Raw genomic sequence first — 14520 nt, 5'->3', positions numbered from 1 at the left:
GGTTGGCTTCGCTTCAACCTACATGCGATGTGTTCGACTGCGTCGAACGGCGCTGCGCGCCAATCCCCAGATGAACACCTCCACTCAGCCTCCCGAAGGGGCGGGTGAATCAAGATCAAAAGCGGCAGGCGAGCTAACGCTCGGCCTGTAGTTTGGCGGGTGTACGCCGCTCCATCGTAGGGGGGAGCGGTGCGGCGATCCGACTTGCCCGCGAAGGCGGCCTGACAGCCGATCAGTCCATGGCGGGTGCAATCTTTTGACGTTGGTTTTCAAGATCAAAAGATCGCAGCTTGCGGCAGCTCGCTTGTCTCAGAATCGTTTGAAACTGAGTCAAATGATCGGAATATTGTATTCAGAACTCAGTTTCGTGAGTTTTTGAGACAGCATTCGTGGAGGCGAGCTTGATAGTCGATGATCAACCGCGTGCTCGATAATCTAGATCCGCAGACGTAGCACAAATGAAAAGCCCGCTGCCCCCTTAAAAGGTCAGCGGGCTTTTTGTTGAGTCTGATTATTCCCAACCCATGGAAACGATCAGGTGACGGCTCAGAACAATATCTTCGCCACATCCGCGAAGCGCTTGGCAAAGTGCACGGTAATCCCTTCTTTCAGGTATTCCGGCAACTCTTCGAAATTACCCCGATTAGGCTCCGGCAAAATCAGTTCATTGATCTTCTGCCGACGCGCTGCGATGACTTTTTCGCGCACGCCGCCAATCGGCAGTACATGCCCGGTCAGCGTTAGTTCACCGGTCATGGCTACGCCTTTTTTCGGTGGCTGGTTACGGGCGAGCGAAAGCAGGGCACTGGCCATGGTCACGCCGGCGCTCGGGCCGTCTTTCGGCGTTGCGCCTTCCGGTACGTGGAGGTGGACGAAGGCTTCATCGAAGAATGTCGGGTCACCACCGAATTGCTTCAGATGGGAGCTGACGTAGCTGTAGGCGATTTCCGCCGACTCTTTCATCACGTCCCCCAGTTGCCCGGTAAGTTTGAAGCCTCGGTTGAGGGTGTGGATGCGCGTGGCTTCGATCGGCAGGGTCGCGCCGCCCATGCTGGTCCAGGCCAGCCCGGTGATCACGCCGACGCCGGACAGCACTTGCTCGTTGCGGAACACCGGGCGGCCGAGTGAGGCTTCCAGGTCTTTGGGGCCGAGTTTGATGACGGCTTTCGGTTCATCGAGCAGTTTCATCACCGCTTTGCGCACCAGTTTGCCGAGGTTTTTCTCCAGCTGACGGACTCCGGCCTCACGGGCATAGCCGTCGATCAAGGCCCTCAATGCAGTGTCGCTAATGCTCAAGTTGCCTTTGGATACGCCGGCCTTTTCCAGCTGTTTCGGCCACAGGTGACGCTTGGCGATGGCAACTTTTTCTTCGGTGATGTAACCCGACAGGCGAATCACTTCCATCCGGTCCAGCAACGGGCTGGGGATCGAGTCCAGGGTGTTGGCGGTGCAGACGAATAGCACTTTCGACAGGTCCAGGCGCAAGTCCAGGTAATGGTCGAGGAATTCGACGTTCTGTTCCGGGTCGAGGGTTTCCAGCAGCGCCGAGGCCGGGTCGCCCTGGTAGCTCTGGCCCATCTTGTCGATCTCGTCGAGCATGATCACCGGGTTCATCACTTCGACGTCTTTCAACGCCTGGACGAGTTTGCCCGGTTGTGCGCCGATGTAGGTGCGGCGATGGCCCTTGATCTCGGCTTCGTCACGCATGCCGCCAACGCTGAAGCGGTAGAACGGTCGACCGAGGGATTCGGCGATGGATTTACCAACGCTGGTCTTGCCCACGCCCGGCGGGCCCACCAGCAACACGATGGAGCCGCTGATCTCGCCTTTATAGGCACCGACTGCGAGGAACTCGAGGATGCGGTCCTTGATGTCGTCGAGGCCGGCGTGGTGTTTGTCCAGCACCTTGCGCGCATGCTTGAGGTCGAGTTTGTCCTCGCCATACACGCCCCACGGCACCGAAGTCGCCCAATCGAGGTAGTTGCGGGTCACCGCGTATTCCGGCGATCCGGTTTCGAGGATCGACAGTTTGTTCATTTCCTCAACGATGCGTTTCTGCGCCTGGGGCGACAACACCTTGCCCGTCAGGCGTTGCTCGAACTGTTCGATGTCGGCGCTGCGATCGTCCTTGGTCAGCCCCAGCTCTTGCTGGATGACCTTGAGTTGTTCCTTGAGGAAGAACTCGCGCTGATGTTCGCCAATCTTGCGATTAACTTCAGCGGAAATCTCTTTCTGCAAGCGCGCGACTTCGACTTCCTTGCGCAGCATCGGCAGGACTTTTTCCATGCGCTTGAGCATCGGCACGCAGTCGAGCACTTCTTGCAACTCGCTGCCCGTGGCCGAGGTCAGGGCGGCGGCGAAGTCGGTCAGGGGCGACGGATCGTTGGGGCTGAAGCGGTTGAGGTAGTTTTTCAACTCTTCGCTGTACAGCGGGTTCAGCGGCAGCAGCTCCTTGATCGCATTGATCAGCGCCATGCCGTAGGCCTTGACCTCGTCGGTCGGCTCGGTGGGCTGGTGCGGGTATTCGACTTCCACCAGGTACGGTGGGCGATGGTGCTTGAGCCAGGTTTTGATGCGCACCCGGGTCAGGCCCTGGGCGACGAATTGCAGTTTGCCGTTTTCGCGGCTGGCATGATGGACTTTGACCAGCGTGCCGTATTCCGGCAGGGCTTTGGTATCGAAATGGCGCGGGTTGTCCTGGGGGGCGTCCATGAAGAACAGGGCCAGGGAATGGTGGTCGGACTGGCTCACCAGTTCGAGAGTCTCGGCCCACGGCTCTTCGTTGACGATCACCGGCAGCACTTGCGCCGGGAAGAAAGGCCGGTTGTGGATCGGGATGATGTAGACCTTGTCCGGCAGGTTCTGGCCAGGCAGGGTGAGGCCTTTGCCGGTTGAAGGGTGTTCGTTTTTGTCTGTTTCGGCGTATTCGCTCGGGTCTTCAGGGAATTCTTGCTGGTCGGTCATGGGGCACCTGCGCAATAGGGTATGGATCTTAGATGGGGCAGGTGGGGGGTGGTTTCAATGGCCCTGGCTATTTCAGAGTGTGTGTTCAGGGTTTTGACAGGTGCGGGTGGATCAAGGTCAAAAGCCAGATCAAAAGATGCACGCCGCCCTACWGGGATTTTGGGGATGGCGGGGATTGCAGCGCCCACAAAAAAAGGCGACGCCCCTCACAGGGCGTCGCCTTTGTTTTAACTGCCGCTACCGCTTATTCCGACAGTTTGTACGCAATCACATAGTCACCTTGCTTGGTGCCCAACGAGCCGTGACCACCCGCAACAACGAGCACGTATTGCTTGCCGTCCTTGCCGGTGTAGGTCATCGGTGTGGTTTGCGCGCCGGCTGGCAGGCGGCCTTCCCACAGCTGCTTGCCGTTTTTCACGTCGTAGGCGCGCAGGTACTGGTCGAGGGTGCCGCTCAGGAAGGCAACGCCACCGGCAGTGGTGAAGGTCCCGCCCAGGCTCGGTACGCCCATGCTCAGAGGGATCGGAACCGGCGAGCTGTCGCGCACGGTGCCGTTCTTGTGCTTCCAGATGGTTTTGTGGGTGGTCAGGTCGACCGCCGCCACGTAACCCCACGCCGGTGCCTGGCACGGCAGGCCCATTGGCGACAGCAGGGCTTCGAGGATCACGCCGTATGGCGCGCCTTTGTTGGGCTGTACGCCTTGGGTTTCGCTGACGCGAGGGCCTTGTTTGGCGATTTCGGCGGCCGGGATCAGTTTCGATTTGAACGCCATGTAGCTCGGGTTCACGAAAGCAATCTGACGCACCGGGTCAACCGACATGCCGCCCCAGTCGAACACGCCGAAGTTACCCGGATAAACGATCGAGCCTTGCAGCGACGGCGGCGTGAACATGCCATCGTAACGCAGGGATTTGAAGTCGATCCGGCACAGCATCTGATCGAACGGGGTCACACCCCACATGTCGCGTTCCTTGAGGGTCGGCGGCACGAAGTTCAGGTCGGACATCGGTTGGGTCGGCGAAGTGTGGTCGCCTTCCACCGCGCCTTGCGGTACCGGGATTTCATTGATCGGCACGATCGGTTGGCCGTTGCTGCGGTCCAGCACGTAGATGCTGCCTTGCTTGGTGGACGCGAGCACCGCCGGTTTCACACCGTCTGCGGTTTTCAGGTCCATCAGGGTTGGCTGGCCACCGACGTCCATGTCCCACAGGTCATGGTGAGTGAACTGGAAGTGCCAGCGCACTTTGCCGGTGGCGATGTCCAGCGCGGTCAGGCCGGCGGAGTGCAGTTCCGATTCAGGGGTACGCGCGCCACCGAACTGATCCGGGGTCTGGTTGCCCATCGGCAGGTAGAGCATGCCGAGTTTTTCGTCGACGGCGAACATGGACCACATGTTCGGTGAGTTGCGGGTGTAGACCTTGCCTTCGGCAATCGGCGTGGTGTCGTCCGGATTGCCGCTGTCCCAGTTCCACACCAGTTTGCCGGTGTGCACGTCGAACGCGCGGATGACGCCGCTTGGCTCGTCGGTGGAAACGTTGTCGGTGACGTGGCCGCCAATCACCACCAGGTCTTTGGTGACCGCCGGTGGCGAAGTGGAGTAGTAACCACCAGGGGTGAAGCTGCCGATGTTGGCGGTCAGGTCGACCTGGCCACCGTTACCGAAGTCTTCGCACATCTTGCCGGTGTCGGCGTTCAGGGCGATCAGGCGGGTGTCGGCGGTCGGCAGGAAGATCCGGCGCGGGCAGACGCTGGTCACTGGCGCGTTGGCAGTGCCGGTCGGGCTCTGCTCGGACGCGTAGGCGGCATCATCGTGATAGGTCACGCCACGGCAGGTCATGTGCGCCCAACCCTTGAAGTTCGCCGCGTTCTGCGTGGAGAGCTTCGGATCGAAACGCCAGATTTCCTTGCCGGTGTCCGGGTCCAGTGCGATTACCTGGCTGTGCGGCGTGCAGACATAGAGCATGCCGTTGGCTTTGAGCGGGGTGTTTTCGGCGGTGGTTTCGCCCGGGTCGTTCGGGCCAGGCAGGTCACCGGTGCGGAACGTCCAGGCGGGAACCAGTTTGCTGACGTTCTGCGGGGTGATTTGCGCCAGTGGCGAGTAGCGATCGCCATGGGCACTGCGGCCGTAGGAGTTCCAGTCGCCATCCGGCATGGCCGGGGCGGTGTTGCTCATGCCAGGCACAGCGTCACGGTCCAGTTGGCCTTTGATTTCACCAGGGTTGGTGAACAGGCTGGCCAGCGCGGCGATACCGGCGATGACCACGGCAGCACTCAGCACACCGGTGCCGACCGGGTTGAAGTCGCCGCGACGCAACGGGCGACGAAACCATGGCAGCAGCATGACGATGCCGAGGGTAAAGAGCAGCGCCAGACGCGGCACCAGTTGCCACCAGTCCAGACCGACTTCCCACAGTGCCCAGACGGTACTGGCGAACAGCACCATAGCGTACACGCTCAGCGCCGCATAACGGTCGGCCAGCAGCAGCCCACCGGCTACCATCAGGCCGATACCGGCCAGCAGGTAATACAGCGAGCCGCCGAGCATGCTCAGCTTGATCCCCCCGGCCAGCAAGGCCAGGCCCATTAGTAGAAGCAGAATGCCGAGCAGGGTCGGCAATAAACGGCTTCGACTCAAAGCACCATCAGTGCTCATAGTGTGGTTCTCCGTGACGTTTTAAGTAGTGCCGCGCAAGTTCACTGTAGATGACGATCTGGCGCGGGCATGGTTCATCGAAAAAGTGTTTGGTTGATGCGGTCCTGATGGGAGCAGGCTTGCCAGTTCCCACAGGTTTTATGCGTTTGATCAGAACGATGACTGGATCTTGATCCCGCCAATCAGCGCGTCGTCGACCTTGTCCACGCCACCGGGGTGGCGGATGTATTGCAGGTTCGGGCGCACGGTCAGCCAGTTGGTGACGTGCACGCCGTAATAGAGCTCGCTGCTGTATTCGGTGTCTTGCGGGGGCAGGAACGACGGATCGTCGAAGTCGAAGGCGGCGCGGGCCTGGTTGGTGGCCTCGGCGTTCTTGCGGTAGGCCGGGTTGACGTGGACACGGGCCAGCGCGAAGCCGATATCGTCTTTGGCGCGGGCATCGAACAGGCCTTTGTAGACGACACCGGCCTGGACATAGTTGTCGATGGCGTTGGTCTTCTTGTCGTGCATCGTGGCGTTGGCGAACACACTCAGGCCGCGTGAATTGTCGCTGGCGCGGCTGGTCAGTTGCTGCTGAATACCGAGCCATACGCCATGTTTGCTCGATGCACTGCGGTAAGCCTCGCCGCTCAGGGCGGCCGGCTGGCCATTGCCGTCCTTATAAACGTCGCTGGCCTTGGCGCTGCTGTAGTAGTAACCGGCGCGGTATTCACCCGGCAGGCCATTGAGCTTCGGGGTCCAGACCAGTTCTACCGGCAGGATTGCGCCCTGAGTGCCGCTGCCGCTGAGCTTGAAACCGTTGCCGCGATCCAGATTGGACGGGTTTTGCTCGTAAGCCCCGACTTGTGCGTAAAGCTCGGGCGTCAGGTGATATTTGACGCGCATGGCCCACTGGCTGACGGGCCAGTTGTACCAGATGCCACCGACCCAGTTACCGACCTGGGAGCCGCAGAACGCCAGGTTCTGGAAGTCGCAGGGGAAGCTGTTGAAGTCTTCACCCTCGCCGAAGCGGCCGACCTTGATGTCGAGCTTCTGGTCGAAGAATTTCTGCTGATACCACATCTGCGTCAGACGCCAGGTCTGGCCACGGCCCCAGACTTCTTGCGCCGAGGTGAAACCGCCGACACGCGGGTCGTTGATCCGGTCGTTGCTGATGTTGTTGCCATTGCGTTCGGTGATGGTCAGCTGAAATTCAGCGTCGTCCCAACCCAGAATCTTCTGCAAGTCCAGGTGAGTGCCCAAGGCAAACTGATCGCTGTAGCGCGCGGTACGGTCATGGTCGTAGCCGCCGTGCAAATTGCTGCCCATTTCACCGGTGTAATCGACTTTGAAGTCGTAGCCTTTTTCCGAAAGTTCGGTGCGAGTGCCGTTCCAGTCACCCAGCATCCATGACGAGTCGCTATCGAAGGCTGGCGCGGCCTGGGTGCAAGTGGCGAGGCCCAGCGCGGTGAACCCGCTGATCAGCTTCAGGGCTTTTCGGCTGGACACAGCGGGTGAGACAGCGCTGTCTCGCGGAGTTTGAAAATCAGGCATAGAGAAGGAATTCTTGATCTTTTTCTAAAGGGGATGCGCTGAACGCAGCAGGAATGCAGCAGGGGAGAAGCGTTTCAGCTGGACGGGCGTAAGGATAATGTTCTGTAACACATTGAGAAAGGGCTTTTACTGACATGGATCATTTCGGATTTGGTAACAGTCGGCTGCGACCGGTCGCCGCGGTGCCAGGTGGCGCAAAAAAAAGGCGGACTGAATAGTCCGCCTCGCTATGTTTCAGGGCCGTTAATTCAACAGATAGACCGGGAAGCATTCACACAAATGCATCACCCGTCGACGGACATTGTCCAGCAGTGCCGCATTGGTCGGTTGCTCAAGCAGGTCGGCAATCAGGTTGGCCACTTCGGCGCATTCGGCTTCACCGAAGCCCCGCGTGGTCAGGGCGGGTGTGCCAATGCGGATGCCGCTGGTGATCGCAGGTTTTTGCGGATCGTCGGGGATCGCGTTCTTGTTCAAGGTGATGTGGGCGCTCTCGAGCAACGCCTCGGCATCTTTTCCGGTGATGTTCTTCGCGCGCAGATCGAGCAGGAACATGTGGCAGTCGGTGCCCCCTGACACCACCCGCAGGCCGCGTCGAGTAAGGATATTCGCCATGGTCCTGGCGTTGTCGATGACGCGTTGCTGATAGTGCTTGAACTCATCCCCGAGGGCTTCGTTGAACGCTACGGCCTTGGCGGCGATGACGTGCATCAGAGGTCCACCCTGATAGACCGGGAATATCGTCTTGTCGAGCAACGCCGCATGTTCGCGTTTGGCCAGGATCAGACCGCCCCGTGGGCCGCGCAGCGTTTTATGAGTGGTCGAGGTGACGAAGTCGGCAATGCCGACCGGCGAGGGGTACAGGCCGGCTGCGATGAGTCCGGCGTAGTGCGCCATGTCGACCATCAGGTACGCCCCGATTTCATCGCAGATGTTGCGAAAACACTGGAAGTCGATGGTCCTTGAATACGCCGAGGCACCGGCAATGATCATTTTCGGCCGGTGTTCCCGGGCCAGGGCTTCCATCTCGGCGTAGTCGAGGGTTTCGCTGTGTTTTTCCAGGCCGTAAGAATAGGCGGTGTAGAACTTGCCGGAGAAGTTTACCGAGGCGCCATGGGTCAAGTGGCCGCCATCGGCCAGGGACATTCCCAGAATCGTGTCGCCAGGGTTGAGCACAGCGAGAAACACGGCCTGGTTGGCCTGGGAGCCGGAGTGCGGCTGGACGTTGGCATATTCGCTACCAAACAGTTTGCAGGCACGTTCGATGGCGAGGCTTTCAATCTCGTCGACCACTTTACAGCCACCGTAATAGCGCTTGCCTGGGTAGCCTTCGGCGTACTTGTTGGTCAGCACCGAACCTTGGGCTTCCAGCACTTCTTCGCTGACGTAGTTTTCCGAGGCGATCAACTCCAGGTGGGTTTCCTGGCGGTTGCGTTCGCGGCCGATCAGGCGAGCGAGGGTGGGGTCTAGATTCTGCAGGCTCATGGAGGGCATTCCTTTAAATAAGTGCCTCAGCCAAGGGGCTGGCGCGTGATACGGCAGCACCCGTGACTGGGATTTGCTGGTGTCGGAAAGAAAAATGGACGTGTCTTTCAGACCCTGCCCGTGAAGTCGTAACGAGCGGTCATGGTCGGCTGCCCTCGACGACGGTGCCGGCTTTGCTTTCCCGGGTGTAGGTCAGTACGAAATGTGCCACGAGCCCGAAGATCAGCCCCCAGAATGCAGCGGCCAGCCCCAGGAAACTCATGCCCGAGGCGGTGACCAGGAAGGTGATCAGCGCCGCTTCGCGTTGTTTCTCGTCAGCCATGGCTCCGGTCAGCCCGGCGCTGATCGCCCCGAACAGGGCCAGGCCGGCGAGGGAGGCGATCAGCTCTTTGGGCAAGGCAGAAAACACCGAAGCGAGGGTCGCGCCGAAGATGCCCATCAGAATGTAGAACACCCCGCAGGCGATCCCGGCGATGTAGCGCTTGTCGCGATCTTCATGGGCTTCGCGGCCGGTGCAGATAGCGGCGGTGATGGCTGCCAGGTTTAAGCCATGGGAGCCGAATGGCGCCATCAAAATCGAGCCGATGGCTGTGACCGAAATGATCGAGCGCGCGGGGGTGTTGTAGCCCGAGGTGCGCAACACCGCCATGCCCGGCACGTACTGCCCGGTCAGGGTGACGAGGGCCAGCGGCAGGCCGATATTGATGATCGCGTGCCAGCTCCACTGCGGGGCAATGAAGATCGGGTGAGCGACATCGACGGTGATCGAACCTGTGTTGAGTCCACCGAACGAGGCGGCCACGGCGCAGCCGACAATCAATACCGACAGGATGGCGTAGCGCGGTGAAAAGCGTTTGAAGATCAGGTACGCCGCGATCATTGACAGCACCATGCTCGGCTGCAGCTTGATCGAGGTGAACAGTTCAGCGCCGAAACGAAACAGGATGCCGGCGAGCATGGCGGCGGCGATGGCTTTGGGCAGGCGATTCATCAGTTTGTCGAACGCACCGGACAAGCCGACCACCGCGATAATCACCGAAGCCACCACATAGGCGCCGATGGCCTCGGGCAGGGAGACCGTGGGCAGCATCGACACCAGCAACGCCGCACCCGGTGTCGACCATGCCGTAATCACCGGAATCCTCAAACGCCAGCTCAACAACAGACCGGTAATGCCGCTGCCGATGGATATGGCCCAGATCCAGGACGACACTTGATCGTTGGGCAGGTGCGCTTCCCGGGCCGCCTGAAACACGATGATCAGCGGGCCGGCATACGAAATGATCACGGCGATGAAGCCTGCAATGACCGCTGACAGGGATAGATCCTTTCTGAGAGTGTCCATGATGTCTCGACTTGGCGTGGCGGGCACGCGGTGATTCAGAATTGAGATTGAGTCGATTGCTTCGATTCGAGATGAGTGTATTTGAATGAATTGAGTTGATTCAATAGGTGGGTGAGTTGTTACGAGATGCTTTTTGGTTATCAAGGTGTATTTGTCAGGTTTTTTTTAAATAACTAATTGATTTGTAAATATATTTATTGGTTTGAAAATATTTTGCGTGAAAGATGCTTTTCGATTCGTTCGCCGAATCAATCGACTCAATTTATTGATTGAGTCCATTTATTAGTTGCCTGACCACCCTGTGATATGCTCGGATATTCATCATTTCTACGATGGTAGCGGTCATTCATGTGGGTTCCTCAGCTAAGCGAATTCAACCAGCCGATGTATTTGTCGATTGCCGATGCGTTGGCGCGCGATATCAGCAAYGGCGTGTTGAACGAAGGTGATCGTCTGCCGACCCTGCGGGAGCTGGCCACCACGCTGAATGTCACGCCCGGTACCATCAGCCGTGCCTATAGCGAAGCCCATCGGCGGCGTCTGGTGCAGGGGGAAGTAGGGCGCGGCACTTATGTGCTCAACCAGAAACAGTTGGAACTGCCGGCCAGCAACAGTGCCGTTTCGCTGAATCTTGGGCAGTCTGAGTTACTGGACCTTTCGATCATCAAGCCTTACAGCGAAACCCTGGAATACTGGTTGCGCGGAGCCTTGGTGGGCATGGCCAAAAGCACGGATTTTGCCGATGCCCTCGATTACGCACCCGATGGCGGTCATCCGGCTCATCGCGAGGCGGGCGCGCAATGGCTGCGCCATTCGTTGCCCGATGCACAATGGCAGCAAGTGGTGATCACCGCCGGCGCACAGCATGGTTTGATGGTCGCGATGAGTGCGTTGACCAACGCCGGTGATCTGGTGCTCTGCGAGGAGCTCTGCTACCCCGGCATCATTTCCCTTGCCCACGGACTCGAACGACGCCTGCGTGGCGTGCCAATGGACGATGAAGGGATCATTCCCGAAGCGCTGCGCGAACTGTGCCAGCGTGAGAAACCGGCGATGCTTGTCTGTGTGGCGACCTGTCAGAATCCGACGGCGGCGATCATGTCGCAAAAACGTCGGGCACAAATCGCGGCGTTGGCCGAGGAGTTCGACTTCATTATCCTGGACGATGACATCTACGGTTTTCTGGCCACCGACCCGTCGATCAAGCCGCTGTCGGCGTTTGCCCCGGATCGTTCGGTGTACCTGACCAGTCTGTCGAAGTCGGTCATGCCGGCCTTGCGGATTGGCTATCTCTATAGCCCGCCGAAACTGCTGTCGCGCCTGACCTCCATGGTGCGCAGCAGCGTCTGGATGCCGTCGCCATTGACCGCTCAGTTGGCCAGCAACGTGATCACCGAGGGGTTGGATAAAAAGCTGATACGCATTCAGCGCAACGAGGCCGCCGGGCGGCAGGCGATCGCTCAGGAAATCTTCGCCAATTTCGAGCTCAAGACCCAGCCGTATTCCTACCACGTCTGGTTGACGTTGCCCGAGCCCTGGACCAGCGACGAATTCACCATGCTGGCCCGTGCCAACGGTGTGCTGGTCCTCAGCGGTACCCAGTTCCAGGCCGAGCGTAACGGCATTACGCGCTGCGTGCGACTGGTGTTGATGTCGCCCACCAGCCAGGACGAATTGCGGTTTGCCCTGACCAAGCTGGCCAGCCTGATCGATTCGGACCCGCGTCGTTATTACTGAGCCGGGTGCTATCTCCTGACGTTTGTCCCTCGGATGATGGCCAACTCACCTACAGTTAATTCAGTCTCTGACGAATGCCTCTGTCCGGAGCCCTTCCACCGGACGAAAGCCTCCGTTAAGGTGCGCGGCTCCCCATCCTTTCATCGTTCGAAGGCCCGGCATGACCGAACACAACCCTGATCCCCTGCACGGCGTGACGCTGGAGCAAATCCTCAACGCCCTGGTTGCGCACTACGAGTGGTCGGGGCTGGCCGAGCGTATCGATATCCGCTGCTTCAAGAGCGACCCAAGCATCAAGTCGAGCCTGACCTTTTTGCGCAAAACTCCGTGGGCGCGGGAGAAGGTCGAGCGTCTGTACGTGAAACTGATGCGCACCAAGCGCCCGGTCTGAGCATGGTCATACCCTCGATCGCGAGGCGTCGTTGTGTGGCCGTGGCGGCGATTCTGGGCTGGGCAGGCTTGAGCATTCAGATGTACCTGATTCTCTATGCCCGCTGGAGTATCGCGGCCAGCCTGCTGGGCGGGCTGGTGAGTTTTTTCAGCTTTTTCACGGTGCTGACCAATACGCTGGTGGCGGTGGTGCTGACCTGTGAACTGACGTCTCGCGAGTCGGCGGCGCGACGCTGGTTTTTGCAGCCGTGGGTGAGCAGTGCCATTGCGGTGAGTATCGCGGTGGTCGGCGTGGCGTACAGCCTGTTGTTGCGCCATTTATGGCATCCCGAAGGCTGGCAATGGCTGGCCGATGAGCTGATGCATGACGTCATGCCGCTGCTGTTCCTGGTTTATTGGTGGTTCTGTGTACCCAAGGGGACGTTGCGGCTGCGGCACATTGCGTTGTGGGTAATCTATCCGCTGGTGTACTTCGGCTATACGTTGTGGCGCGGGCATCTGCTGGCGGTTTATCCCTACCCGTTCATTGATGTCGACAAGCTGGGTTATCCACAGGTGTTCGTGAATGCCGGAGGATTGTTGGCGGGGTTTGTGCTGATTTCACTGCTGGTGATCGGGTTGGATCGGTGGCGCACGGATCGCAAGTGAACACTGACTGTGGCGAGGGAGCTTTTGTGGCGAGGGGGCTTGCCCCCGTTCGGCTGCGAAGCAGTCGCAAAATCAGCAAATACGCTGTGCCGGTTAAAACTCCGTTGCAGGTTTTAGCGCCGCTGCGCGACGCAACGGGGGCAAGCCCCCTCGCCACAGAAAGCATGCACAGCGGTTATTCCTCGTCGCTGTCTTCCAGCCGCCAGTAACCGACAGCCTTCACAAACTGCTCGTCCAGCCCGTGCTCATCGAGCAATGCCCGGCGGATCTGCCGCGACACTTTGGTTTCGGTCGCCACCCACGCATACAGATTTCCAGCGGGCACTTTGATCTGTTGCACGGTGGTCAGCAGGTTATTTCTGCCGCCTTCACGCAGCACCCAGATCACATCGACCTGCGCGGCGCTTTCCAGGCGTTGTTGTTCGGCGCCGTTTTCCACTTCCACGATCACCAGTGCGCGCCGATTGGCCGCCAGGCCTTCGAGGCGGCGGGCGATGGCGGGCAGGGCGGTTTCGTCGCCGATCAGCAGGTAGCTGTCGAAGATGTCCGGCACGATCATCGAGCCACGCGGCCCGCCGATGTGCAGGAATTGGCCGGGTTTGGCCTGCTCGGCCCAGGTTGAGGCAGGGCCGTCGCCGTGCAGCACGAAGTCGATGTCCAGTTCCAGCGTGTCCAGGTCGTAACGACGGGGCGTGTAGTCGCGCATTGCGGGCATCGGCCCGTTGTCCTTGCCGGCGCCGAGTACCAGGGTTTCCAGCGCTGCCTGTTCCGCTGCGTTTTGCGGGAACAACAGTTTGACGTGGTCATCCGTGCCGAGGCTGACGAAGCCTGCGAGTTCCGGGCCGCCCAGGGTGATCCTGCGCATGCGCGGCGTCAGGTCGACCACCCGCAGCACTTGCAGGCGACGGCGTTTGATCTCGTGGCTGACACGGTGAATGGTTTGGGATGGCACGATAACGTCGGTCATTCGACTTTCTCCGAAACGGGTTGAACGGTGGGGCCGTCGACGATGGCTTTGGCCGTGTTGTTGAGCAGGTCGCGCACCCGCAGGATTTCTTCCGGGCTCCAGCGACCATGGTGCATTTGCAAGGCATGACGCAGGTTGTGCACCGCTTCATGGATCTCGGCCGGGCGGTCCTGGCCGCGCAATGAGCGCTTGCTGACTTCGATGCGCATGCGCACACCGTCCAGGGCAATCGCCTGCTCGCTTAATGACAGACGTCCGGCGTCGGTGATGCTGTAGCGTTTTTTGCCACCCTCGGCGTCGCCCAGGATCAATTCGCTTTCTTCAAGGAAGGTCAGGGTCGGGTAGATCACGCCAGGGCTGGGGCTGTAGGCGCCGTCGAACATGCTTTCGATCTGGCGGATCAGGTCATAGCCGTGGCACGGCTGCTCGGCGATCAGCGCCAGCAGCAGCAATTTCAGGTCGCCAGGGGCGAATACGCGTGGGCCGCGACCGCCGCGCTCGCGGCCGGGACCCGGGCGTTTCTCGAAGCCGTCGCGGCCGTCGCCGTGTTCGCGGTGGGGGGAATGATGGTCTCTCATTTTTGCTTTCTCTCGTCGTGTTTAGATACAACTTAAGATATATCTTTAGGCTGGCGCAAGCGTTTTTGACCAACGGTCGAGACTGGAGGGCTTGGGGAAAGGCGCGAGTGGGGAGCGCACGGGAGTGACGAGGATGCTACGAAGGTTTGATTTTTAGAGTAATTGAACTAATTATGAAGTTCTTCCGTTTAGTGCTGGTCTATTCGTGTGCGAACAGTAGTAT

The 14520-nt window shown here is 59.6% G+C and carries 10 protein-coding genes; 3 read left to right on the top strand and 7 right to left on the bottom strand.

What is annotated here, in order from left to right; translation table 11 throughout:
• Positions 1–546: 546 nt before the first annotated feature.
• The 5 genes from lon to AC1DLB_RS05745 all read right to left on the bottom strand — a co-directional run bounded on the left by lon (position 547) and on the right by AC1DLB_RS05745 (position 9977).
• The gene (gene lon, locus AC1DLB_RS05765; RefSeq protein WP_192351670.1) at positions 547–2964 is read right to left on the bottom strand and encodes an endopeptidase La; all 2418 of its coding nucleotides are present in this window, start codon (positions 2962–2964) and stop codon (positions 547–549) included.
• A 244-nt stretch (positions 2965–3208) separates the two neighbouring features.
• Positions 3209–5617 (bottom strand): glucose/quinate/shikimate family membrane-bound PQQ-dependent dehydrogenase, encoded by a 2409-nt coding sequence (locus AC1DLB_RS05760; RefSeq protein ID WP_064616269.1) that lies wholly within the window; start codon positions 5615–5617, stop codon positions 3209–3211.
• 150 nt (positions 5618–5767) lie between these two features.
• Positions 5768–7150, bottom strand: coding sequence for a carbohydrate porin (locus tag AC1DLB_RS05755; protein ID WP_477744509.1), 1383 nt, complete (start codon positions 7148–7150; stop codon positions 5768–5770).
• A 243-nt stretch (positions 7151–7393) separates the two neighbouring features.
• Complete coding sequence (gene glyA, locus AC1DLB_RS05750; protein WP_477744510.1) at positions 7394–8632, bottom strand: serine hydroxymethyltransferase; 1239 nt, start codon at positions 8630–8632, stop codon at positions 7394–7396.
• A 139-nt stretch (positions 8633–8771) separates the two neighbouring features.
• Complete coding sequence (locus AC1DLB_RS05745; protein ID WP_086946069.1) at positions 8772–9977, bottom strand: benzoate/H(+) symporter BenE family transporter; 1206 nt, start codon at positions 9975–9977, stop codon at positions 8772–8774.
• Between the two features lie 348 nt (positions 9978–10325).
• Between AC1DLB_RS05745 and AC1DLB_RS05740 the strand changes: the two genes are divergently transcribed.
• The 3 genes from AC1DLB_RS05740 to AC1DLB_RS05730 all read left to right on the top strand — a co-directional run bounded on the left by AC1DLB_RS05740 (position 10326) and on the right by AC1DLB_RS05730 (position 12752).
• Entirely contained in the window at positions 10326–11714 is a 1389-nt protein-coding gene (locus AC1DLB_RS05740) for an aminotransferase-like domain-containing protein (RefSeq protein WP_477744511.1), read from the top strand.
• A gap of 160 nt (positions 11715–11874) precedes the next feature.
• Entirely contained in the window at positions 11875–12105 is a 231-nt protein-coding gene (locus tag AC1DLB_RS05735; RefSeq protein ID WP_018926655.1) for a VF530 family protein, read from the top strand.
• 2 nt (positions 12106–12107) lie between these two features.
• Complete coding sequence (locus AC1DLB_RS05730) at positions 12108–12752, top strand: Pr6Pr family membrane protein (RefSeq protein WP_477744512.1); 645 nt, start codon at positions 12108–12110, stop codon at positions 12750–12752.
• Positions 12753–12927: 175 nt separating this feature from the next.
• Here AC1DLB_RS05730 and AC1DLB_RS05725 read toward each other — a convergent pair whose 3' ends face one another.
• Together AC1DLB_RS05725 and AC1DLB_RS05720 are read right to left on the bottom strand one after the other, a co-directional pair.
• Positions 12928–13719, bottom strand: a complete 792-nt coding sequence (locus tag AC1DLB_RS05725) for a siderophore-interacting protein (protein WP_064616274.1) — start codon at positions 13717–13719, stop codon at positions 12928–12930.
• A complete protein-coding gene (locus tag AC1DLB_RS05720) occupies positions 13716–14297 on the bottom strand; it encodes a PadR family transcriptional regulator (protein ID WP_064616276.1) in 582 nt (193 codons plus the stop codon). Before AC1DLB_RS05720 ends, AC1DLB_RS05725 begins: the two co-directional genes overlap by 4 nt.
• Positions 14298–14520: the final 223 nt, after the last annotated feature.

The sequence above is a fragment of the Pseudomonas sp. 05N434 genome, from assembly GCF_056396965.1.
The sequence above is the reverse complement of the archived record's forward strand: the minus strand, read 5'-3'. Positions and strand labels throughout refer to the sequence as shown.